Genomic DNA, 20,833 nt, shown 5'->3' with positions numbered 1-20,833 from the left:
CAAGTATCGGAAAAGTTCGGCGTGTGCCCGGTACGGCCGGGACGCGTCCGAGCGTCGTCTTGGCCGGACGGCCAAAATCGCCCGCGGCCGGTGGTTCGCACCTAACACGAAAGGCATCCGAAAGCATGCGCTTCGGGTATCGTCCACGTCATCAGCCAACTTTCCACATGACCGCTCGCGATGAAAACCGTACCGGCCCGGCCGATCCCGGCCCCCTCGACGCCATGAGCCGATTCCGCGTCACGTACGACGGGCCCGCACTCGAATCGTCCGAGATGGACGTGCGCGAACTCGCGCCCGCGCTGCTTGCCATCGGGGATCTGCTCGACGCGTCGACCCGCGCGCTGTGCGGCAATCAGGTTCGGCCGCAAGTGAATGTGCGCGGCAGCTTCAAGACCGGCAGCTTCGGCATCGACTTCACGCTCGCGACCTCGCTGCTCGGCCGCATGCGCGACATGCTGAGCGGCAACGAAGGCACGGCGCCCGCCAATGCGGTCACGATCCTGACCGCGCTCGGCATCGCCGCGCCCAGGGCGAGAAAGGGGCTCTTCGCCGTCCTAAAATGGCTGCGCGGGCGCGAGATCCGGCAGGTGCAGATGCAGGAACACACCGCCATCCTGCACGTCGACGGCGACGCACTCGAAATCGACCTGTCCGTCCTCACCCTGCTGCGCGACGTCGGCGTTCGCACCCGTATGCCACTCGCGTCGAACGCCCTCCCGATTCAATCCGCCCGTCGCCACACCGAGATCGGGATGTCGCCGTTGGCACGCGGCGGCACGCGGTAGCTCAACTCACCATCCTTCAATTGATAGCTTCGCGTCTGCGTTTGCCCGATCCAGTTCGGGTACGACGCGTTGCTGATGTGAAATGCCAGCGTGTGGTTCGCCGGATCGACGGTCAGCTTGCCGTAGTGGGTACTCGAGCCGAGCACGGCGTCACGGAATTCGTCCGGCGTGCCGGTCGCCTTGTCGTTCGACGCGAAGCGCGGGCGCTCCGACCTGAAGATCTGCAGCGAATAGTTCCCGTGCATGTCGATCAGCAGCAGCCCCTTCGGATCGGCACCATAGTCGCGGCCGACCGTGCCGTCGGGATGTTGTACGTCCGCCGCGACCAGCGTCCACGTCCCCGCGAGCGACGGCGCGGCCGATGCGTCGCCGGGAATCATCGATGCGGCCAGCAGCATGCCGGGAAGGCCCTGGCGGAATATCGAGCGGATGTTCATTCACAGTCCTTGTCGGAAAGAAGGGAAGCCACCTCACAGGCATCCGCAGCCGCGTCTCGCGCGCATCCCCGTGAACCGAAACGACCGGTTCACTTGATGGTAGCGACGGAAATGTGCAATAAATACGATAATTCGAAATCGATCTATAAGAAAAACCGAATCATGACGTTTCCGAATCTCGACATGGATGCGCTCCGCACGCTGATCGCCGCGGATCGGCTCGGCAGCCTCAACCGCGCCGCCGACCGGATCGGCCGATCGCAATCGGCGGTCAGCCAGCAGATGCGCAAGCTCGAAACGCAGATCGGCCAGCCGCTGTTTCGCCGACAGGGGCGCGGCCTCGTGCCGACCGAAGCCGGCGAACTGATGCTGTCCTATGCGCGCCGCATTCTCGAACTCAACGACGAGGCGGTCGGTGCGATTCGCGGCGCGGCGATCGAGGGGGCCGTGCGATTCGGGCTGCCTGGCGACTTCGCCGAATCGTGGCTGCCCGTCGCGCTCGGCCAGTTCAAACGCACGCATCCGGGCGTGCGCGTCGACATCGTCGTCGACGGCAACGGCGCGTTGCTCGATCGGCTCGATGGCGGCGAACTCGACATCGTGCTCGCGATGGGCCGCGGCCATCGCGCCGACGCGGAACACCTGGTCACGCTGCCGATGGCGTGGATCGGGCCGCATGGCATCGACGTGCGTCCGCGCGCCGGCGCGCCGCTGGATCTCGCGCTGTACAAACCGCCGTGCCTGTTCCGCAAGGCCGGCACCGATGCGCTCGACACCGCCGGGATCCCGTGGCGGCTCGCTTACACGACCGGCAGCCTGCAAAGCCTGTGGGCCGGCGTCGCGGGCGGACTGGGCATTACGGCCAGAACAATGGTGGGGGTGCCGCCAACGCTGCGGCAGCTCGGCGAGCGCGACGGCCTGCCGCCGCTGCCGTCAGTCGACGTGTGCGTCCATGCGGGTGGAGGCGATGCGCGTTCCGCGCTCGCGAGCCTGAAACGCGTGGTGATCGACACGCTGATCGCCAATCTCGCGGATGCGCACAAGGCGTCCGGCCGGCACACCGGATGATCGGCCACGGATGCGCGCCAGATTTGGCGCCGCGCCCTTTGACCGGCTGCCCGCCATCGGGAATGATTCGCTGCGGGGGGCGACCTTCCCGTCGACGATCCCGAATTCCCGAACGAACGAGTCCGCACGATGACACACGCAATCCGCCTGCGCCCGGCGTCTGCCGCCGACCTGCCGTTCCTGTTGAACCTGCGTCGCCTCACGATGACCGAGCACCTGCAACGCGTGGGCGCGCCGACCGATGACGAAGCGCACGACCGGCGCATCCGCGCGAATTTCGACGATGCGATGATCGTCTGCGAAGGCGACGAAGCCATCGGCTTGCTGAAGGTGACACGCGCCACCGATGAGTGGCACGTGCACCAGATCCAGATCCTCCCCGCGCACCAGGGCCGGGGTATCGGCGAAGCCGTGCTGAACGCCTTGCTGACCGACGCCGCACACGCGCACGTGCCCGTGTCGCTCAGCGTGCTGCACGGCAACCCGGCGCGGCGGCTCTACGAACGGCTCGGTTTCCACAGCGAATCGGAAACCGACACGAGCGCGAGCATGATCTGGCGCGCGTGATGTCCGGCGTGTCGACGCCGACGCATTACTGCGTGATCTTCGCGTCCTTCAGCAAGTTGCCGATCATCTGCGCACTCGCCTTCTCCACGGCGGCCGCCTGCAATTGCTGCTGAAGCCCCGGCTTCGCGGTCGCGAAGCCCGGCACCTGCGTCGGCCGCTTCGCATCCAGCTTCACGATCGCCCGCACGCCGTCGACCGGGATCGAATCGTTCGTCGCGGCGCCGACCTTCAATTTCTCGAGCGCCTGCGCGACCGGCAGCGGCAAGCCGGACGTCTTGCCTTCCGTCGCCGGCGTGTTGAAGCTCACCCACGGCAACTCGCCGCCGGTATCGCGGCTCGGCGCCATGCTGTACTGGCGCGCCAGCCCGTCGAACGACTTGCCCGCCTTCAGTTCGCTCAGCACCGTCGCGGCCGTCATCGGATCCTGGACGACGATCAGGCGCGGCTTGTATTCGTTCTTGCCGAGCGCGGCCACGAGTTCGTCGTAGCGCGCCTTGACCTGCTCGTCGGTCACCGGCGCGGGCTTCACGTTGTCGCGCAGGTAAAGCTGCACTTCGGCATTCACTTTCGCCTGCTGCACCGCCGCCTTGACCTCGGGCTTGTCGGCATAATTCGCCTTCTCGGCCGCCTGCTGAATCAGCACGCGCGTGATCAGCTGATTCTTGATCGCCTGACGGATCTGCGGCGAGTCGGGTTGCCCGGACGCGCGCAGCAACGTATCGACGTCCGCCTGCATGATCGGCGTGCCGTTGACCGTCGCAACGGTCGCCGTGGTCGCCGCCGTCTCTGCGTGGACAGTACCGCTCAGCGCGCCAGCCAGCGCAGCGATCAGCAACAGGCGGTTCGGTGTGGTTTTCATCTTCATCGTTTCGTCACTTCGGCTCAAAAAACGCGGCATGGGGCGGCCGCGCACATGCTCCGGCGCGGCAAAGCGCCGGTGCAACCATCCAGTCGATTCGGTTCATCGTCATGGGCACGCGCAGTGCCTGCCGGTGCCGCTGTCATTGTGCCCGGAAGCGATTTTTCGCGTCGCGTGGTTGGGGACAGCCGCCCGGCGGGCGGTGAAGCGCGCATTGCGCACGCCGGTCATTACGAACGCGAGATGTGGAAATTCAGTGGAAGCGCCATGGAAATCGCGCGAAATCGCGATGAATCACATCATGGCTTCGCGAGCCCGGCCGCCGACCGAGGTCGAGGCGGCCGCGCAAGCCTCATCGAAGTCAGGGCGTCCACCGGTACACGGTGATGCTGTTGCCTTTCACGTTGTTCTTCATCACCACGTACTCGCCGTTCGATCGGCGGTATGCACGGATGCTGTACATCGCATCGATCGCGCTGCTGGTATCGACGGTTGCCGGGCTCGCGTTGACCAGCGTGGTGTCGAGATTGCCGGTGGTGAGGTTGAACGCGTCGACGTTCGGCCACAGCGGCCCGCTGCTGCTGAACCAGTAGCCGACGAACAGATGGTTGCCCACCGCGTCGATCGATTTCGCGCCGCTGTGCGGCAGCGTGATCACCGGGTCCGGCTTCGTCGTGTTGCCCGCGCTCCAGCCGTGATACACCTCGATGCGCGTGCCGATCGACGTCCAGTCGTTGCTCCCGATGGCGCCCTGGGCGAGCACCATCGTGTCGCTGTCCGCGAGATACACGATGCGCGTGAGCGGCTGGATGCTGTCGGGCACGCGAGTCGCGACGCCCGGCCCCCACGACGGCTTGCCGCTCGCGTCGAAGCCGGTCAGCGGATAGTGGGTAATCGCGCCGGTCTTGTCGAGGCCGGCCCACACGCCGCCCTTGCTGTCGATGCTGAAGCCGCTCGTCACGCGCCGCGTCGTGTTGAACGCGGGGCCCGGAATCGAGCCGTCCGGGATCGCGATGTAGCCGTTCGCCGCGTTGAAGTGGAAGAAGTAGAAGACCGGCGGGTTCTGGCCCGCCGCGACGAGAATCCGGTTCGCGCCGACCGACGTGAGCAGCCCGAAATGCTCGTCGCGCTGCGTGTCGCTCATGTTGATGCGCGGATCGGACGGATACGTGAACGGATCGACCGTGTTCGCGACGAACGTGCCGCCCGCGCCGCCGCCGTACACGTGCGTGGCGCCGTAGAACAGCGCGCCGTCGGTGACCGGGTCCGGCGCGGCGATCCCTTCGAAGTTCAGCGACTGCAGCGTCCACCGCAGGCTGCCGGTGCTGCTGTACGCATGAATGTCGGTCGCGCCGTTGCGGCCGAGATCCCAGCTGCCGCCCCACGGATTGTTGAGCACATAGAGATTGCCGCCGGTGTCCTTGCCGATCCCGACGATACGCGTGAAACGCTGCGCACCGACCTGCCCCTTGATGCCCGTGGTCGTGTCGAGATAGCCGCCGCGCACGCCGAACGTGCCGGCCAGCGCGGGCCGGCCCGCCACCGTATAGCGCTTGATGTTCTGGTCGGGGCCTTCGTCGCCCGCCAGCAGCTGCCCGGCCGCCGCATCGAAATACAGCGCCGACGGCTGCGACCCGGCCGGCATCCGGATCGTGTTCAGCAGCGCGCCGGTCGGGCTGAAGCCGACGATCGAGCCCGCGCTCTTCTGCGCGACCCACACGTTGCCCGCCGCGTCCACCGCGAGCGCGCCCGGCGCCGATACGCTGATGTCCCGCTGCCACACGCCGTCGGTGGTGAACACGCGCACGCGATTGCCGTAGAAGTCGCTCGCATAGAGCAGCGAGCCGGCCGTCGCGAGCCCGGTGACGACGTCGATGCGCGGCTGGTTGGTCGCCGCGCTGACCTGGATGACGCGGTCGCGATACTTCGTCGCGCGGTTGTAGCGCCCCACCGCGCCGCTGCCGTAGGTCTTGCCGGGCTGCAGCGCGACGAACAGCGAGGTCGCGTTGCCCGTGATCGCGCTGCCCTGGAACTCCGAGTGCGTACCGATCGAGCCGGCGCTCTTGCCGTTCTGGTAGATCGCGACACCGCCTTCATCCTCGTCCCACATCGACGCCGTATAGATCACGCCTTCGGGCGCAACCCACATCGCGCGCGCGACGTTGCCGACGTGGGCCGCAAGCGTGCCGTACGTGTTCGCCAGCCAGTCGGTGGTGTTGCGTGCGTGAACGGAAGGGGTAATCGCGGCGATCGCTGCGGCGAAAAGCGCAGCCTGAAACCGTTGTCTGGCGACCATGACGGATGCTCTCCTGAATGGTGCGAACCTTCACCTGAAGGGCCGGCCGGATGGCTTGAAAACCGCGATGCGTAAATTCTTCCCCTGAATCATCCGGCGCAGTCGGTATTACGTGCAGCATGCGTTCGATAATGCGCAGCGCGAGAATAGCGTTATATAAATCGAAAAAAATTGCGAATCGCTCGTGCCGTTGCGCTTTTCACCGGTTCGGCTTCGATTGCATTGCCGGTCGCGCCCATCCACGCTGATGTCGCACGCGACGGCGCGACAGTGAATGGTCACTTACACGTCGAATCGGGAGGGGAAAAATCAGGCTCGTGCCTGCGGGAATATCGCCGCGCGTTCAACGACGACTGATTGAAACGGCGAATGCCGGTTTCAGGGAATCGGGCAAAATCACCGCATTCAAGGCGGAATCACGGCACCAAACAAAATCGCCGGCCTGAATCCGTATCGAATCCAGGCCGGCGATCATCCATGCTCAAAGGGCAGGCAACGCGCTACTATCGCTGCGCTGCCGCACCGCCGCGCATCATGCCGATGCCGAGGTTTCCGGCACCTTCACCTTCATGACGCGTCCGTTGCCCGGATCGTCCTCGTCGCGCGGATCGTCGAGCTGCCCTTCCCACTTCGCGACCACGGCCGCCGCGATCGAGTTGCCGACCGCGTTGGTGGCCGAACGCCCCATGTCGAGGAACATGTCGACGCCCATGATCAGCAGCAACCCGGCTTCCGGCATGTTGAACTGGTTGAGCGTCGCCGCGATCACGACCAGCGACGCGCGGGGCACGCCCGCCATCCCCTTCGACGTGACCATCAGCATCAGCAGCATCGTGATCTGCGTGCCCAGCGGCAGATGGATGCCGTACACCTGCGAGATGAACAGCACCGCGAACGTGCAGTACATCATCGAGCCGTCGAGGTTGAACGAATAGCCGATCGGCAGCACGAAGCTCGAGATCTTGCGGTTCACGCCGAAGCGGTCCAGCGCGTCCAGCAGCTTCGGATAGGCGGCTTCGGAGCTCGCCGTCGCGAACGACAGCAGGAACGGCTCGCGAATCAGCCGGATCAGCGTGAATGCCCGCTTGCCGAGGAACACCACGCCGGCGAGCGTCAGCACGCCCCACAGCAGCGCCAGTGCCAGATAGAAGCTCGCCATGAACTTCGCGAACGTGAGCAGGATGCCGAGCCCCTGGGTCGTGATCGTCGACGCCAGCGCCGCGAACACCGCGACCGGCGCGAACCACATCACGGCGCCCGTCACCTTCAGCATCACCTGCGCGAGATCGTCGATCACGCCGGTCAGGCGCTTGCCCGATTCGCCGAGCGCGGACAGCGCGGTACCGAAGAAGATCGAGAAGACGACGATCTGCAGGATTTCGTTGTTCGCCATCGCTTCCGCGATCGACTTCGGCACCAGGTGGACCACGAAGTCCTTCAGCGTGAAGGCGCCCGTCTTCAGGCCGAGGGACGCATCGGACGCCGGCAGCGGCAGGCTCAGATGGCTGCCCGGTTGCAGGATCGTTGCGGTCAGCAGGCCGAGCAGCAACGACGTGAACGATGCGATGAAGAACCAGCCGAACGCCTTGACGCCGACGCGGCCCACCGCGCTGCCGTCGCCCATCTGCGCAATGCCGACGGTCAGCGTCGCGAATACCAGCGGCGCGATGATCATCTTGATCAGGCGCAGGAACACGTCGGACAGCAACGACACGTAGCCGGCGACCTCCTTCGCCATGTTCGGGTCGGGAAACGCGCTATGACAGGCGTAACCCACTGCGATACCAAGAATCATCGCGACAACGATGTACTTGGTGATGTTGTGCTTCTTCTTCATTAGTAATCCAAATCACAAAGCTTATGTTGCTAACGGCTGGCACATCTTTCGCGCCCGGCTACGAATCGAAACCCACGTCTCTCTGGGTGCGACAAGTCCGCCGTTGGCGGTCGCCATGGCGGACAAGGGGGGGCATTCTAACGCAAATGGCCCCCCGGCTTTCAAATCTGAAAGTCAGTCAGGTTGATCTGCGTCCGGATGTCGTCGAAAAGGCGGGTTTTGTCGCGATCCAGCCCGCTTCCTGCGCGACCTGGGGGTAATCGCGCCATATCGTCGTCCGCGCCAGGGCCGCCACGGGTCACGCGGCCGGACTTCCCCTGCCTCCCCGGCGGCGTCACACCGCGTGACGACACCGCCAGCGATCGCGACACATCCTCACAAAGATGCGCAGACCTTGACACTACGGCACGTAATGCTTCTGTAATATTTTGAAACGATTCGCGTTGCCGCCACGCCCGGGCGTCGATGCGCAATCACGCATCGGCAACGCGGCACCGGGTTCGAGTCATTGCTTTCTACGGGCTGGGGCATTCATTTTCTCAGCAGTCCTGCCCAATGATTGAGCGAGGAAAGGCGGCATCGTGATGAACATTCTGTACACCAACTTCCACGGCGACTATGGCGGCGGCCAGGACACCTACGTCCGCGATCTCGCTGGCGCGATGAGCCGGCATCATCGCGTGACCGTCGCGTCGCCGGAAGGCAGCCGCCTGTCGCGACTGTTGAAGGACAGTCCCGACGTGGCCATCTTCGACATGGAATTCAAGCCACGCTGGAACCGGCTGTGCCAGGAAATCGTCCGGCTGCGCCAGCGGATCGTCGCCGAGCGCTTCGACGTCATCCATGTCAATGGGGCCGCCGATCACCGGCAGGTGATGCTCGCGCTGCTCGGCTGCCGGTATCGGCCCGCGGTGGTGCTCACCAAGCACAACACCTATCGCGCCGACAGCTTCGGCAACGTGCTGCGCGCCCGGCTGGCCACCGACCACACCATCGCGGTCAGCGACTACGTGGCAGGCATGCTGGCGCTCCAGTCGCCGTATGGAAACGTCACGGTCGTCAAGCACGGCGTGCGCCGGCAGGCCGCCGAACGGCTGGCCGGCGACGAAATTCGGCGCCGCAAGATCGCGTTGTTCGGGCCGTCCGCCGCGGACGCGATCGTGCTGGGCAGCAGCGCCGGCACCGCGCCGGAAAAAGGCTGGATGGACCTGATCGCGGCGCTGGGCCGCTTGCCCGAACACGAGCGCGAGCGGTTTCGCGTGCTGCTGGTCGGCACGGAGCCGACCGGCGAGCAACGCGAACAGATCGCGCACCACCGCATGGCCGCGCGCACCGCTTTCACCGGCCGCGTCGACGACGTGCGGACGCCGTTCTCGATCGTCGACGTGTCGTTCGTGCTGTCGTACTACGAGAGCCTGTCGTACGCGTGCCGCGAAGCGATGGCGCTCGGCTGCCCCGCGATCGTCACGCGGGTGGGCGGGCTGCCCGAGAACGTCGAACCGGGCGTGGACGGCTGGGTGGTTCCGCCGCGCGAGCCCGAGGCGATCGAGGCAATCCTGCGCGCGATCGTGCGCGAGCCCGGGTGCGTGGCCGTGATGGGGCGCAACGCACGGCTGAAGGGCAAACGCGAGTTCTCGTTCGAACGATTCGTCGACGCGACACTGTCCATCTATCAGAAATCGATTCGACACAACCCCTATCGTCGAGCAACCTCCTTGAGGTCCGTTTAATGGCCATGAACATCTGGAAGAAATACTGGAACCTGCGCACGCGGGAGTGCCCGTGCGACGTGCACTTCATCGAATGGCTGGAATCCGTTCGCCTCAACGGCATCCGCATCTATCACTTCGGCACCGGCGGCCACCATCATGTCGGCCTCGAATGCGCGCGGCCGCACCTGAACAACACCGTCTTCGGCGTCACGGCGTCGCCGAAGGAATACAAGTCGTACGTCGATCTCGTCACGCGGCTACCGGAAGTCAGCAAAACCTATCTGGCCTATTTCGGCGACATCTATACGAGCAATTCCGACCTGCTGCCGGCGTTCGACGTCGTCACGCTGTTCCATCTGTGCGAATTCCGCAACGAGAAGAACAGCCTTTACGGTGCGAAGACCGACGCCGAAGTGCTCAACCTGTTCGCACGCCATACCGCGCGCGAAGGTCATCTGCTGTTCTACAAGCGCTCGTCGGCGTACCGGCAGGCCGAGCCGATCATCGAGCAATGGGCGGCGAATGCCGATTTCGTCGAAGTCGGCGACTTCAAGACCCTGCGGATTTTCCGCAAAGCGGCGTAATTCCCCGACCTCGCGAGCCGCTCATGCTGCTGTCCGCCCCGCGCTACCCGATCCTGATGTATCACCAGATCCGCACGCTGCCGCCGCCGCCCGACCGGCTGCGCAGCCTGAGCGTCGCGCCCGACGCGTTCCGCCGCCAGATGACGCTGTTCAGGCGGCTCGGCTACCGCGGCCTGAGCGTGCGCGAACTGCAGCCGTATCTGCGCGGCGAGCGCAGCGGGAAGGTCTTCGGCATTTCGTTCGACGACGGCTTTCTCAACGTGCTGACGCATGCGATGCCCGTGCTGAACGAGCTCGGCTTCACCGCGACCTGCTACTTTGTCGCCGGCCGGTTCGGCGGCGAGAACGACTGGGATGCGGGCGCCGATACCGCATGCTCGCCGCTCATGACGTGCGCGGACATGCTCGCCTGGCGCGATCGCGGCCATGAAATCGGTTCGCATACGCTCGATCACGTCGCGCTGTCGCACGTGCCGGCGCACGTGTCGGAGGTGCAAATCGCCGAATCGAAGCGGCGGCTCGAAGCGTTGAGCGGCCAGCCGGTCGAATCGTTCTGCTATCCGTACGGCGATCTGGACCCGCGCGTGCGCGACCAGGTCGCCGCCGCGGGTTACCGCCACGCGACGACGACGCGGCGCGGCTGCGCCGATGCGCACGACGACCGGTTCCTGTTGCCGCGGATTCCGGTCGCGGGCGGTGTCGGCGCGCTGCGGCTGTGGTTCAAGTGTGCAAAGGCGCGGGTTCGGCGGCGCAGGTCGCTCACGTGACATCGACCCGTCGCCCTGGCTATGCCGGCCGCTGCCTGCAGAATGCGAGCAGACCGGCCAACGCGATTCCCATAAAGAGGATCCGTCCCGGCGTGAGCGCCGTCCAGCCTGCGGCGACGCTGCCGATGAAATTGCCGAGCAACCCGCCGATCGCAATCTTCCATCATGTTCTCCGTTGACGTTCGATGCCGGCCAGACGGAGCATGAAAAAAGCCCCGTCCGTTTCCGGCGGGGCTTGGGGTGGGTTCGACACACTGGACTACGACGCGCAACCTCCTCTCGGCCCGCCATTGGCGGTCGTGGTGGTAGTCGTGGTCGTGACGAAAGGTGCGTTCATGTGACGAATCTAGTCAACCTGCTGTCGGACGTCAATACGCCGACTGCTTGGCCTGCCAGACAGGAAGTCCGTCGAGGCCACCGAAAATGCGCCGGTCTTCCCAAGTTCGCGCACGCACCCTTCGGCCATGCGCTCACCGCCGGAACGCCCTGCGCATCTGCGCGCCGGCCACGTCGAACACCCGGCGGGCTGCCGGCGTCACGCCGGCCATATGGATGCACGCATGGATCATCCCGGGCAGCACGACGCAATCGACCGGCACGCCGGCTTCCCGCAATCGCTCGGCGTACATCAGCGCATCGTCGCGCACCGGGTCGTACTCGCACGCCAGCAACGTGGCCGGTGGCAAACCCTCGAGCGACGCCGCCCGCAGCGGCGACACGCAGGGTGAGCTGCCGTCGTCCGCATCGGCCAGGTACAGATCGAAGCAATACCGCATGATCTCTTGCGTCAGGTAGTAGCCCTGCCCGCAAGTCCGATAGGACGTCGTGCTCATCGACGCATCCAGCGGCGGGTACAGCAACAGCTGATGCGCGATCGACGGGCCGCCCCGCTCCCGGGCGACCAGGCAGGCAGCCGCCGCCAGGTTTCCTCCGGCACTGTCGCCACCGACGGCGATGCGCGCCGGGTCCAGTCCCAGGCCGGACGCCTCGCCGACTACCCAGTCCAGCGCATCGCAGAAATCCTCCAGCGGGACCGGAAACCGGTGCTCCGGCGCAAGCCGGTAATCGACCGACAGCACGACGCATTGCGTCGCGTTGGCCAGCGCGCAGCAAGGATTGTCGTAAAACTCGAGCGTGCCGAGGCACCATCCGCCGCCGTGCGCATAGACGATCGCCGGCTGGCCTGCCGCGCACGCCGACGTGACTGCTGGCCAATAAGCCCGCACGCGAATCTGCCGCCCGTCGCGCGTCGGCACCGAGAAGGTTTCCGTACGGTCGACCGCTTCCAGCGGCCCATGCCAGCACCGCAGTGTCGTATCGGTGGCCTGCCGCAACGCGTCCAGCGACGCGGGCGGCTCGACCCCAGCCAATTGCTCCAGCAGCGCAGCGATGTTGGCGTCGATCGGCATGGTCAGCGGCTCCGCTCCAGGAACGGCAGCAGGTGGCCGATGAACGCGTCGGGCGCCTCCTCCATGATGAAGTGGCCGCAATCGGGCACGACCGCCCCCTGCAGATCCGTCGCGTTATCGCGCATCGTGACCTGCGGCGCATCGCCGGTGGCATGTTCGGCACCGATGGCGAGCACCGGCATCGCCAGCTTGCGCTGCGCCCGCGCCTGGTTCTGCCGGATCGTCTCCGGAATCGCACGGTAATAGGAGAAGCCGCCGCGCAAGCCGCCCGGCGCCGAATAGGCGTCGATATACACGTCGGCGGCCACGCAATCGCGCCGGAACGACCAGCGGTTGAACATGAACTCCAGATAGGCCCGCTCACGTCCGGCAATCAGCGTCTCGGGCAAATCGGCCAGCTGGTTGAACATGAAATGCCACAGGAAGATGTTCTCTTCCGGCGGCGCGAAGATCGACGGCGCGGGCGCGAGCCCCGGAATCACCGCCTCCGTCAGCGCCAGCGACTTCACGGCCTCGGGCCGGTCGCTCGCCAGCGCATAGGCCACCCACATGCCGACGTCGTGGCCGGCCACCTGGTACACATCGAAGCCAAGCTGCGCCATCACGCGATGCAGCGTGGCCGCCGTGCGCCCCGTGTCGTAACCCGCCTCCGGCCGGTCGGAATAGCCGGTGCCGGGCGGATCGACCGCGATGGCCATGAAGCCGCGCGCGGCGAGCGCCTGCATCACATGACGCCATGCGTACCAGGTTTGCGGCCATCCCGGAATCAGCAGCACCGGTGTGCCTGCGCCGGCCGTGACGCAATGAATGCGCTGGCCGTCGATGCGGACGTATTGATGGGCAAAGCTTTGAGCGCCGGCTAACGACGACTGAAATTGAGCGGACATATCGATGGTTCCTCGCAATGGGGGCCGGCTCAGGCGATGCCGAGCATGTCGTGGATTTGCTGTTGGTTGACCGCGGCACCGGCGAAGTCGTCGAAGACGCGCTCCGTCACCCGGATGATGTGGTCGTTGATGAACGCGACGCCTTCGCGCGCGCCGTCCTCCTGATCCTTGAGGCAGCATTCCCACTCGAGGGTCGCCCACCCTGTGTAGTCGTACTGAGCAAATTTCGAAAAAATCGCCTTGAAGTCGACCTGACCGTCGCCGAGCGAGCGGAAACGGCCGGCACGCTCCAGCCACGAACTGTAGCCGCCGTAGATGCCCTGACGGCCCGAAGGCAGAAACTCGGCATCCTTCACATGGAACATGCGGATGTGCTCGCGATAGATATCGATGTACGCCAGATAGTCCAGTTGCTGCAGCACGAAATGGCTGGGATCGAACAGCATCTTGCAGCGTGCGTGCTGGCCGACCAGCGCATGGAAGCGCTCGAAACTGACGCCGTCGTGCAGGTCTTCGCTGGGGTGGATCTCGTAGCAGAGGTTGACGCCGTTTTCATCGCAGACGTCGAGAATCGGCCGCCAGCGGCGCGCCAGTTCGTCGAAGGCCGTCTCGATCAGGCCGGCGGGCCGTTGCGGGAACGGAAACAGGTACGGCCACGCGAACGACCCCGAAAAGGAGCCCATGTCGGTCAGCCCCAGGCGGCGTGAAGCCCGCGCGGCCAGCTTGAGCCGATCCAGCGCCCATGCGGTGCGCGCGGCCGGATTGCCGCGCACGGCTTCGGGCGCGAAGTTGTCGCACATGGCGTCGTACGCGGGATGCACGGCGACCAGTTGCCCGAAGATGTGCGTGGTCAGTTCGCTGATCTCCAGCCCGTGTTCGGCCAGCATGCCCTTCATGTCGTCGCAATAGACCTGGCTTTCCGCAGCGGTCTCCACGTCGAACAGCCGGCCGTCCCACGCGGGAATCTGCAGCGCCTTGAAGCCGACGCCGGCCGCCCATCGAGCGATGTTCGGCAAGCTGTTGAACGGCGCCGCATCGTCGGCGAACTGGGCGAGATGGAGACTGGGGCCCTTGAGGGTACGCATGATCAACTCCAATTGTTTGTTGATCGACAAAGAATAGAATAGCGGAACGGCGCGTGTCAACACGACGCGCGATAAAATCGGCGCACGATGTGACGACGGACGAAAGGGATATGGCGGGACGACCAAGAGAATTCGATCGCGACATGGCGCTGAAACGCGCGATGCTCGCGTTCTGGCGACGCGGCTACGAAGGCACGTCGATGTCCGACCTGGTCGAAGCGATGGGTATCGCGTCAGCGCGTATCTATGCCGCGTTCGGCAGCAAGGAGGCCCTGTTCCAGGAGGCCATTGCGCTCTACGAACAAGGCGAAGGCGGCTTCGCCGATCGTGCGCTCGGCGAGGAAACCGATGTCCGCGCGGCCGTCGAGCGGATGCTGCGCGACGCCGTCGCCGCTTATACCAGGCGTGGCCAGCCGCACGGCTGCATGGTGGTCTCCGCCGCGACCAACTACTCGGCCGAAAACGAAGGCGTCATGGAATGGCTGGCCGCCCATCGGCGTGCACGCACGCAATCGATCGCCGAGCGCCTGCAACTCGCAGCCGAGCAGGGGCAGCTCGCGCGCGGCACCGACATCAAGGCGCTGGCCGATTTCTATGCGACGCAGTTGCACGGCATTTCCGTGCAATCCCGCGACGGGGTATCGAAAGAGCGCCTGCTCGCTTCCATCGGGCCGGCGATGATGCCGCTCGCGATGGCGGTACGCGGCAACGCGTGACGCGGCCCGACGCGCCGCCCCGGCCGGTCATTTCGCGCTGGCGCGCCCTCGCCGCGGTTTCGGTTCGGCTTCGGTCGGCTCGGGTGCCGCGCATCCGGACGTGGCGTGCCTCAGTTTGAGCGCGATGTCGAGTTGCGCGATCCACCCCGGATCGTCGAGCGACGCGCCCAGCACGGTTTCGATGCGCTCCAGCCGATGGATCAGCGTATTGGGATGAATGTTCAGGCGCTCGGCCGTCACCCTGCGCCGCTGCCCGCTCTCGAAATAGGCGGCGAGCGTCGCGATCAGATCCGCCTCGCCCGACAACTGCTCGATCAGCGACACCAGGTAGCGCAGCACGTTGGGCGTGCCGCGCACGCTTTCCTCGATCGCCATCGACGAATATCGGTGGATCCTGCGGGACTGCCCGTCGCGCGGCGCGAAGTCGACGGCCTTCAGCGCCTCGGTGACCGACGCAGCCCAGCCGTCCGCGCCATGATTCATCAGGCCGATCCCGATGTTGCGCATGCGCGGTTCCGCACCGACGAGGCGCGCCGCCCGCTCGGCGACGATCTGGTCGCAGCGGCTGAGCGTATCGCCGCGCGTGCACGGCACCCAGATCACCAGCCGTTCGCGATGCCACGCATGCACGAGCGCCTCCCGCGCCACGTCCAGATGCCGTGCCGCAATCAGGACGAGCCGTTCGAGTTCGTCGTACCGGACAACCGGCGGAAGATCCCGGAGATCGGCGTCTATCGCGAGTGCGACGCGCGGTGACGTGGCATCCAGTCCGAGTGCAGCGGCCAGCTCCGCAAACATCGCAGCATCGCCGGACGCATGGAAGATCACGTCGCGGAACTGATGCAGCAGCGATTCACGCCACCAGGCTTGCTGGTGCTGCTCGGCCAGATAGGCTTGCGCGGTGATCTGCGCCTGCTCGTCGAAGAAGTCGAACAGATACGGCGACACGTCGAACAGCAATTCCTCGGCGAGTGCCGGGTCGGCCCGGCCGACCTCGGCGCTCACCCGCCAGATCTCGCGCGCGCCGAGCTGATACGCACGCAGGATCGACTGCAGCGGCACATTCTGGTGCACGCGACGCCGCGCCGATTCCTGCAACGCGTCGATGACCTCCGCCGAACAAGGCTTCCCCGTCAGCAACGACCGGAGGCAGAGATCCGTCTGCAGCGACATCGTTTCGAAGATGTCGTTTCGGACGGTCGGGGCAAGGTCCCGGTAGCCCTCGAGCTTCATCAGGATTGCATACGCGCTCTCGACGATCACGGCACGGTCGTCCGCGAGCTCGGCAAGCTTGTCGCGCAGGCGCGAGCTGAGGGTGGGAACGATGACTGGCATGGTCGGCTTGGGTCGCAATGGAATGGACAGGCACAGCGCGGTGCTGTGCCTGCGTAGGCGAAAGTATCGCGGATTTGCTTGGCGGCGGCATGACCGCGACCGGTCGCGTTGTGAATATCGACAATCGCATTGTCGGATTTTCCAATTTTCCCGCCGGCCCCGCACGCTTACCATCGAAACCGCACCTTGCCCAGCGCGCACGGTGGTGGAAATCGACCGGATGCGCGTGTCGCGTCGAATGCAGGGTGATGCCGAGTATGTTCGAGAACTTTTTGTCCTTCAGCCGAGGTGGCACACCGTGCCACGTCGACAGCTTCCGGTTGCTGCTGGACATCCGTGTCTCGATCGAGCGCATGCTCGACCAGCGCATGCTGACGACACTCGGGATCTCCTTCTCGCAGGGTAGCGTGCTCGTCCAGCTCGCGGGGGGCGGCACCGTCTCGCAACAGGATCTCGCGAAGGCGCTCGGCTGCGGTACGAGCCGGATCTCGCGCCTGGTGCACGATCTGCCCAACCGCGAATGGGTCGTATGCCGTCCGGGCCGCGGCGATCGCCGCACGCGGAACCTGTCGCTGACGCCCGCCGGCCTCGCGCTCGCCCGGCAGATCCCGTCGGTGCTCGCCCAGGCCGGGCAGGCCGTGCTCGGCCGCTTGTCCGTCGAGGAACGTCGCGTTCTCGGGGCCTCGCTGGCCCGCATGCTCGACGAAGTGCGGAAGCCTCGCCGTTGACCCTCGCGGGCCTCGATACGGCCCGTTCATGCCGCCATCGGGACGCCGCGCTTTACCGATAGAACCGAAACGAATCACGTCACGTGTCCCAACCTGCCTTGATTGTTTGCCATACCTGCGACGCCGTGCTGAACAAGCCGCGCCTCGCGGGCAAAGCAACCGCGCGCTGCCCGCGCTGCAACGAACGGCTCTACCGCGGCCATGCCGCGCAGCTCGACCGGCTCTGCGCGCTCACGCTCGCGGCACTGATCGCGTTCGCGATCGCCCAATGTTTCCCGATCCTCGACATGAACGTCAGCGGCATGCATGTGCAGACCACGCTGACCGGTGCGCTCGGAGCGCTGTGGCGCCAGGACATGCGGATCGTCGCGGTCATGGTGTTCTGTTCCGCCCTGCTGTTTCCGCTGGTCGAGCTGACCGCGCTGCTCTACCTGCTGGCCCCGCTTCGCGCCGGCCGGATCCCGCCGGCCTTCGACACCGTGTTGCGGGCAATCCAGCTCGTCCGCCCGTGGGGCATGATCGAGGTGTTCATGCTCGGCATTCTCGTCACGATCGTGAAGATGGTGAGCCTCGCGCAAGTCGTCCCCGAAGCGGCGCTATTCGCGTTCGCGACGCTCACACTGCTGCTTGCCGTGGCCGCCGCGTTCGATCCCCGCGCGCTGTGGGACGTGGCCGATGCGCTGCGCGAGCGGGCGGCGAGCGGTCCGGCACGTCGCGCGACCGCACGATGAACATCGTCACCGCTACCCGGGCGGGTGTGACGGGCTGCCACGCGTGCGGCCGCGTACAGCGGCACGCGCAGCCGGGCGCCGGGCACCCGCATGCCACCCCGGCCCGCTGCACGCGCTGCGGCACGGCGCTGCACGCGCGCATCCCGAATGGCCTCGCGCGCACGTGGGCACTGCTGATCGCCGCCGCGATCCTCTATATCCCGGCCAACCTGCTGCCGATGATGCACACGACCTCGATCGTCGGTTCGCAGGACGACACGATCATGAGCGGCGTCATCTATTTCTGGGTGTCGGGCGAATGGCCGCTCGCCGTCGTCGTGTTCGTCGCGAGCATCCTCGTGCCGATGCTCAAGCTCGGCGTGCTCTTCATCCTCGCTTTCACCGCACAGCGCCGCTCCGCGTGGCGACCGATGCAGCGCACCCGGCTCTACCGGATGGTCGAACGGATCGGCCGCTGGTCGATGCTCGACATCTTCGTCGTGACGCTCACCGCCGCGCTCGTCCATTTCCGCTCGCTGGCGACGATCACGGCCGGCCCCGGCGCGCTCGCGTTCGGCTCGGTCGTGATCCTCACGATGCTCGCGTCGATGCAGTTCGATCCCCGCCTGATCTGGGATCCAGTCGAAACTTCTGGGAAACACCATGACTAGTCCGCAAGGCCCGCAACACGATTCGAATGCGGAACGCCCCGGGAACGGCCAGCCGTTCCCGTCCGTCCCCGATCCCGTCATCGCGACACGCGCCGGATGGCTGCCGTCGCTCGTCTGGCTGGTGCCGCTCGTCGCCGCGCTGATCGGCATCGGGCTGGTCGTCAAGTCGGTGCTCGAGCGCGGGCCCGAGATCACGATCAGCTTTCGCAACGCCGATGGCCTCGAACCCGGCAAGACGCGGGTGAAATACAAGGATGTCGAAATCGGCACCGTCAAGACGATCAAGCTTGCCAAGGACTTGTCGCACGTGCTGGTCGACGTCCAGCTCACCAAGGACGCCGACACCTTCGCCGTGAAGGATTCGCGGTTCTGGGTCGTGCGGCCGCGGGTCGGTGCAAGCGGCGTGTCGGGCCTCGGCACGCTGCTGTCCGGCGCGTACATCGGCGTCGACGCCGGGCGCTCGAAAATCGACGCCACCACATTCAGCGGACTCGAGACGCCGCCCGCCGTCACCGGCGACCAGCGCGGCACGCAATACACGCTGCGCGGCGATTCGCTCGGCTCCCTCGATATCGGCTCGCCCGTCTACTACCGGCGCGTGCAGGTCGGGCAAGTCGTCGGCTTCTCGCTCGACCCGCTCGGCACGGGCGTCACGTTCACCGTGTTCGTCAACGCGCCGTACGACCAGTATGTCCATGCGAACTCGCGCTGGTGGCAGGCGAGCGGCGTCGATCTGCGGCTCGATTCGAGCGGCCTCAAGCTCAACACGCAATCGCTCGCGACCGTGATTCTCGGCGGTATCGCGTTCCAGGCACCGGTCGACCAGCCGGCCGGCGCCGTTGCCACGCACGATACGGTCTTCGCACTCGGCGCGGACGAAACGCAGGCGATGCGCGATCCGGACGGCGAACGCGTGCCGGTCGTGATGAACTTCAACCAGTCGCTGCGCGGGCTCAGCGTCGGCGCGCCGGTCGACTTCCGCGGCATCGTGCTCGGCGAGGTCACGAATATCGGCATCGACTACGATCCGAAAGCCAAGGGCTTCACGATGCCGGTGACGATGAACCTCTACCCCGAGCGCCTCGGCAAGCGCTTCCGCGATACGATCCGCAGCAAGGGCGAACCCGCCCGCCGCGAAATTCTTCAGCGACTCGTCGAACACGGCCTGCGCGGCCAGTTGCGCATGGGCAACCTGCTGACGAGCCAGTTGTACGTCGCGCTCGACTTCTTCCCGACCGCCTCGGCCGTGAAACTCGATGTCAATCAGGAGACGATCGAGTTGCCGACCGTGCCGAACACGCTCGACGAGCTGCAAGTACAAGTCGCCGACATCGCGAAGAAACTCGACAAGGTCCCGTTCGACCAGATCGGCGCCAACCTGAACAGCACGCTCGCGAACGCCAACAAGCTGTTCCAGCAGCTCGACACGCAGGTCGCGCCGGAAGCGCGCGATACGCTGTCGGCCGCGAAGCGGACGTTCACGACCGCCGAAGCCACGCTGCAGCAGGACTCCCCGTTGCAATCGGACGTACGCGGCGCGCTGAAGGAACTGACGCAAACGCTGCGTTCGCTGAACATGCTCGCCGACTATCTCGAACGCCACCCCGAATCACTGCTGCAAGGCAAGCCTGGAGACAAGCAATGAACGCATGCACGCCACGCCTCGGCCAGCTTCTCGCACGGGCCGGCGCGGCCCTTGCAGTGGCCGCGACGCTCGCCGGCTGTGCGTCGCCGCCAGCGCGCTTCTACACGCTCGCCGCCGACGGATCCGCCGCCACGCCCACTGTGCCCGACACGTCGGCCGATCCGGCGTTCCTGATCCAGGTGCCCGCCGTCGGCGTCCCCGAGCAGGTTGCGAAGAATCAGTTCGTCGTGCAGAAAAGCATCGGGCAAGTCGCTGTGCTCGAGCAGGAACGCTGGGCGTCGGCGCCGGCTGACGAGATTCGCAGTGCGCTTTCGTCGGCACTGACGCATCAGCTCGATACGATCGACGTCGCCCATTCGGCCTACCCGCCCGGCGTACCGGTATACCGCGTCAGCGTGGACGTACAGCGGTTCGAATCGTGGCCGGGCCAGCGCGCCGTGCTCGATGCCGTCTGGAGTGTGCGCTCGCTCTCCAGCCAGCGCGTCACGACCTGCCACACCCACGCGGCCGTACCGGTGAGCGCGGGCTACGACGCGCTCGTGACCGGGCACCGTCAGGCGATCGGTCAGCTTGCGACCGAGATCGCCGGCACGGTACGCGCGATGGCGACCGCGCAGCGCATCGTCAAAAACGTCGATACGGCTTCGCCGGCCATGCGCTGCCCTTCCGCGCCGGAACATTCATGATGCCCGCCTGCACCGCGCCAGTGCTGCATCGGTGCCGGCAAACTGC

20 protein-coding genes and 1 pseudogene are annotated in these 20,833 nt (G+C 65.9%); 12 read left to right on the top strand and 9 right to left on the bottom strand.

Translation table 11 applies throughout. From position 1 onward, the window contains the following. Positions 1 to 167 precede the first annotated feature (167 nt). Positions 168 to 689: pseudogene (locus BDO18943_RS13240) on the top strand (hypothetical protein); the annotation flags it as partial. A gap of 35 nt (positions 690 to 724) precedes the next feature. Here the strand turns inward: BDO18943_RS13240 and BDO18943_RS13235 are convergent. Continuing rightward, positions 725 to 1,225: a lipocalin-like domain-containing protein gene (locus BDO18943_RS13235; RefSeq protein WP_175022636.1), complete on the bottom strand. Its 501-nt coding sequence runs from the start codon at positions 1,223 to 1,225 to the stop codon at positions 725 to 727. A 162-nt stretch (positions 1,226 to 1,387) separates the two neighbouring features. Here BDO18943_RS13235 and BDO18943_RS13230 point away from each other — a divergent pair, with 162 nt between their 5' ends. Both BDO18943_RS13230 and BDO18943_RS13225 read left to right on the top strand, forming a co-directional pair. Continuing rightward, positions 1,388 to 2,293 (top strand): LysR substrate-binding domain-containing protein, encoded by a 906-nt coding sequence (locus tag BDO18943_RS13230; RefSeq protein ID WP_175022635.1) that lies wholly within the window; start codon positions 1,388 to 1,390, stop codon positions 2,291 to 2,293. Between the two features lie 129 nt (positions 2,294 to 2,422). Continuing rightward, positions 2,423 to 2,860 carry a GNAT family N-acetyltransferase gene (locus tag BDO18943_RS13225; protein ID WP_175022634.1) on the top strand — a complete coding sequence of 146 codons (438 nt, stop codon included), beginning with the start codon at positions 2,423 to 2,425 and terminating at the stop codon, positions 2,858 to 2,860. Between the two features lie 25 nt (positions 2,861 to 2,885). Here the strand turns inward: BDO18943_RS13225 and BDO18943_RS13220 are convergent, their stop codons facing one another. From BDO18943_RS13220 to BDO18943_RS13210, 4 genes are all read right to left on the bottom strand, one after another. Further along, positions 2,886 to 3,725, bottom strand: coding sequence for a peptidylprolyl isomerase (locus BDO18943_RS13220; protein ID WP_175022633.1), 840 nt, complete (start codon positions 3,723 to 3,725; stop codon positions 2,886 to 2,888). A 355-nt stretch (positions 3,726 to 4,080) separates the two neighbouring features. After that, positions 4,081 to 6,015, bottom strand: coding sequence for an SMP-30/gluconolactonase/LRE family protein (locus BDO18943_RS13215; RefSeq protein WP_175022632.1), 1,935 nt, complete (start codon positions 6,013 to 6,015; stop codon positions 4,081 to 4,083). Between the two features lie 343 nt (positions 6,016 to 6,358). Then, positions 6,359 to 6,490, bottom strand: coding sequence for a hypothetical protein (locus tag BDO18943_RS42960; protein WP_260865346.1), 132 nt, complete (start codon positions 6,488 to 6,490; stop codon positions 6,359 to 6,361). A gap of 57 nt (positions 6,491 to 6,547) precedes the next feature. Then, a complete protein-coding gene (locus BDO18943_RS13210) occupies positions 6,548 to 7,852 on the bottom strand; it encodes a dicarboxylate/amino acid:cation symporter (RefSeq protein ID WP_175022631.1) in 1,305 nt (434 codons plus the stop codon). A 584-nt stretch (positions 7,853 to 8,436) separates the two neighbouring features. Here BDO18943_RS13210 and BDO18943_RS13205 point away from each other — a divergent pair. Genes BDO18943_RS13205 through BDO18943_RS13195 form a run of 3 tightly spaced genes read left to right on the top strand, consistent with a single transcriptional unit; the run spans position 8,437 to position 10,915 of the window. Then, a complete protein-coding gene (locus BDO18943_RS13205) occupies positions 8,437 to 9,582 on the top strand; it encodes a glycosyltransferase family 4 protein (RefSeq protein WP_175022703.1) in 1,146 nt (381 codons plus the stop codon). Continuing rightward, positions 9,582 to 10,148 (top strand): hypothetical protein, encoded by a 567-nt coding sequence (locus tag BDO18943_RS13200; RefSeq protein ID WP_235995993.1) that lies wholly within the window; start codon positions 9,582 to 9,584, stop codon positions 10,146 to 10,148. The genes BDO18943_RS13205 and BDO18943_RS13200 overlap by 1 nt, the downstream gene beginning before the upstream one ends. Before the next feature lie 23 nt (positions 10,149 to 10,171). After that, complete coding sequence (locus BDO18943_RS13195; protein ID WP_175022630.1) at positions 10,172 to 10,915, top strand: polysaccharide deacetylase family protein; 744 nt, start codon at positions 10,172 to 10,174, stop codon at positions 10,913 to 10,915. 470 nt (positions 10,916 to 11,385) lie between these two features. Here the strand turns inward: BDO18943_RS13195 and BDO18943_RS13190 are convergent, their stop codons facing one another. From BDO18943_RS13190 to BDO18943_RS13180, 3 genes are read right to left on the bottom strand one after another with little or no spacing between them, the layout of a single operon-like run. Continuing rightward, positions 11,386 to 12,324 (bottom strand): alpha/beta hydrolase, encoded by a 939-nt coding sequence (locus BDO18943_RS13190; protein ID WP_175022629.1) that lies wholly within the window; start codon positions 12,322 to 12,324, stop codon positions 11,386 to 11,388. A 2-nt stretch (positions 12,325 to 12,326) separates the two neighbouring features. Continuing rightward, on the bottom strand, positions 12,327 to 13,211 hold the full coding sequence (locus tag BDO18943_RS13185; protein WP_175022628.1) for an alpha/beta fold hydrolase: 885 nt from the start codon (positions 13,209 to 13,211) through the stop codon (positions 12,327 to 12,329). A 29-nt stretch (positions 13,212 to 13,240) separates the two neighbouring features. After that, the gene (locus BDO18943_RS13180) at positions 13,241 to 14,296 is read right to left on the bottom strand and encodes a sugar phosphate isomerase/epimerase family protein (protein WP_175022701.1); all 1,056 of its coding nucleotides are present in this window, start codon (positions 14,294 to 14,296) and stop codon (positions 13,241 to 13,243) included. A 110-nt stretch (positions 14,297 to 14,406) separates the two neighbouring features. Between BDO18943_RS13180 and BDO18943_RS13175 the strand changes: the two genes are divergently transcribed. Further along, positions 14,407 to 15,012: a TetR/AcrR family transcriptional regulator gene (locus tag BDO18943_RS13175; RefSeq protein ID WP_175022627.1), complete on the top strand. Its 606-nt coding sequence runs from the start codon at positions 14,407 to 14,409 to the stop codon at positions 15,010 to 15,012. Positions 15,013 to 15,039: 27 nt separating this feature from the next. Here the strand turns inward: BDO18943_RS13175 and BDO18943_RS13170 are convergent, their stop codons facing one another. Beyond that, the gene (locus BDO18943_RS13170) at positions 15,040 to 16,347 is read right to left on the bottom strand and encodes a PucR family transcriptional regulator (RefSeq protein WP_235995991.1); all 1,308 of its coding nucleotides are present in this window, start codon (positions 16,345 to 16,347) and stop codon (positions 15,040 to 15,042) included. A 272-nt stretch (positions 16,348 to 16,619) separates the two neighbouring features. Between BDO18943_RS13170 and BDO18943_RS13165 the strand changes: the two genes are divergently transcribed. The 5 genes from BDO18943_RS13165 to BDO18943_RS13145 all read left to right on the top strand — a co-directional run bounded on the left by BDO18943_RS13165 (position 16,620) and on the right by BDO18943_RS13145 (position 20,787). Then, positions 16,620 to 17,075: a MarR family winged helix-turn-helix transcriptional regulator gene (locus BDO18943_RS13165; RefSeq protein ID WP_175022626.1), complete on the top strand. Its 456-nt coding sequence runs from the start codon at positions 16,620 to 16,622 to the stop codon at positions 17,073 to 17,075. Positions 17,076 to 17,158: 83 nt separating this feature from the next. Then, positions 17,159 to 17,806, top strand: a complete 648-nt coding sequence (locus tag BDO18943_RS13160) for a paraquat-inducible protein A (RefSeq protein WP_175022625.1) — start codon at positions 17,159 to 17,161, stop codon at positions 17,804 to 17,806. After that, the gene (locus tag BDO18943_RS13155; RefSeq protein ID WP_175022624.1) at positions 17,803 to 18,456 is read left to right on the top strand and encodes a paraquat-inducible protein A; all 654 of its coding nucleotides are present in this window, start codon (positions 17,803 to 17,805) and stop codon (positions 18,454 to 18,456) included. The genes BDO18943_RS13160 and BDO18943_RS13155 overlap by 4 nt, the downstream gene beginning before the upstream one ends. Further along, entirely contained in the window at positions 18,449 to 20,101 is a 1,653-nt protein-coding gene (locus tag BDO18943_RS13150) for a PqiB family protein (protein ID WP_175022623.1), read from the top strand. The genes BDO18943_RS13155 and BDO18943_RS13150 overlap by 8 nt, the downstream gene beginning before the upstream one ends. Continuing rightward, a complete protein-coding gene (locus BDO18943_RS13145) occupies positions 20,098 to 20,787 on the top strand; it encodes a PqiC family protein (RefSeq protein ID WP_175022622.1) in 690 nt (229 codons plus the stop codon). Before BDO18943_RS13150 ends, BDO18943_RS13145 begins: the two co-directional genes overlap by 4 nt. Positions 20,788 to 20,833 lie beyond the last annotated feature (46 nt).

The organism is Burkholderia aenigmatica (assembly GCF_902499175.1).
Lineage (GTDB): Bacteria > Pseudomonadota > Gammaproteobacteria > Burkholderiales > Burkholderiaceae > Burkholderia > Burkholderia aenigmatica.
The sequence above is the reverse complement of the archived record's forward strand: the minus strand, read 5'-3'. Positions and strand labels throughout refer to the sequence as shown.

Bases quoted from the DNA above. Each gene is read 5' to 3' on its own strand.
- BDO18943_RS13225 (WP_175022634.1), top strand. From the start codon at position 2,423: ATGACACACGCAATCCGCCTGCGCCCGGCGTCTGCCGCCGACCTGCCG.
- BDO18943_RS13150 (WP_175022623.1), top strand. From the start codon at position 18,449: ATGACTAGTCCGCAAGGCCCGCAACACGATTCGAATGCGGAACGCCCC.
- BDO18943_RS42960 (WP_260865346.1), bottom strand. From the start codon at position 6,490: ATGATCGCCGGCCTGGATTCGATACGGATTCAGGCCGGCGATTTTGTT.
- BDO18943_RS13205 (WP_175022703.1), top strand. From the start codon at position 8,437: ATGAACATTCTGTACACCAACTTCCACGGCGACTATGGCGGCGGCCAG.
- BDO18943_RS13200 (WP_235995993.1), top strand. From the start codon at position 9,582: ATGGCCATGAACATCTGGAAGAAATACTGGAACCTGCGCACGCGGGAG.
- BDO18943_RS13230 (WP_175022635.1), top strand. From the start codon at position 1,388: ATGACGTTTCCGAATCTCGACATGGATGCGCTCCGCACGCTGATCGCC.
- BDO18943_RS13175 (WP_175022627.1), top strand. From the start codon at position 14,407: ATGGCGGGACGACCAAGAGAATTCGATCGCGACATGGCGCTGAAACGC.
- BDO18943_RS13145 (WP_175022622.1), top strand. From the start codon at position 20,098: ATGAACGCATGCACGCCACGCCTCGGCCAGCTTCTCGCACGGGCCGGC.
- BDO18943_RS13235 (WP_175022636.1), bottom strand. From the start codon at position 1,225: ATGAACATCCGCTCGATATTCCGCCAGGGCCTTCCCGGCATGCTGCTG.
- BDO18943_RS13195 (WP_175022630.1), top strand. From the start codon at position 10,172: ATGCTGCTGTCCGCCCCGCGCTACCCGATCCTGATGTATCACCAGATC.
- BDO18943_RS13185 (WP_175022628.1), bottom strand. From the start codon at position 13,211: ATGTCCGCTCAATTTCAGTCGTCGTTAGCCGGCGCTCAAAGCTTTGCC.
- BDO18943_RS13215 (WP_175022632.1), bottom strand. From the start codon at position 6,015: ATGGTCGCCAGACAACGGTTTCAGGCTGCGCTTTTCGCCGCAGCGATC.
- BDO18943_RS13170 (WP_235995991.1), bottom strand. From the start codon at position 16,347: ATGCCAGTCATCGTTCCCACCCTCAGCTCGCGCCTGCGCGACAAGCTT.
- BDO18943_RS13190 (WP_175022629.1), bottom strand. From the start codon at position 12,324: ATGCCGATCGACGCCAACATCGCTGCGCTGCTGGAGCAATTGGCTGGG.
- BDO18943_RS13180 (WP_175022701.1), bottom strand. From the start codon at position 14,296: ATGCGTACCCTCAAGGGCCCCAGTCTCCATCTCGCCCAGTTCGCCGAC.
- BDO18943_RS13220 (WP_175022633.1), bottom strand. From the start codon at position 3,725: ATGAAGATGAAAACCACACCGAACCGCCTGTTGCTGATCGCTGCGCTG.
- BDO18943_RS13210 (WP_175022631.1), bottom strand. From the start codon at position 7,852: ATGAAGAAGAAGCACAACATCACCAAGTACATCGTTGTCGCGATGATT.
- BDO18943_RS13155 (WP_175022624.1), top strand. From the start codon at position 17,803: ATGAACATCGTCACCGCTACCCGGGCGGGTGTGACGGGCTGCCACGCG.